The 255-nt window shown below is 52.5% G+C and carries 1 rRNA gene; it reads right to left on the bottom strand.

What is annotated here, in order from left to right:
* Positions 1–255 (bottom strand): 23S ribosomal RNA (locus QFI97_RS00005); the annotation flags it as partial.

The raw sequence follows: 255 nt of genomic DNA, 5'->3' as shown, positions 1-255 counted from the left end.
TCAAGCGCCTTGGTATTCTCTACCTGACCACCTGTGTCGGTTTGGGGTACGATTTGATGTTACCTGATGCTTAGAGGCTTTTCCTGGAAGCAGGGCATTTGTTACTTCAGCACCGTAGTGCCTCGTCATCACACCTCAGCGTTAACAAGAGTCCGGATTTACCTAAACTCTCCGCCTACATGCTTAAACCGGGACAACCGTCGCCCGGCCAACATAGCCTTCTCCGTCCCCCCTTCGCAGTAACACCGAGTACAG

It is taken from the genome of Klebsiella scottii (genome assembly GCF_036561945.1).
Classification (GTDB): domain Bacteria; phylum Pseudomonadota; class Gammaproteobacteria; order Enterobacterales; family Enterobacteriaceae; genus Klebsiella; species Klebsiella scottii.
Note: the sequence above shows the minus strand (reverse complement) of the source record. Positions and strands in the feature narration are given on the sequence as shown.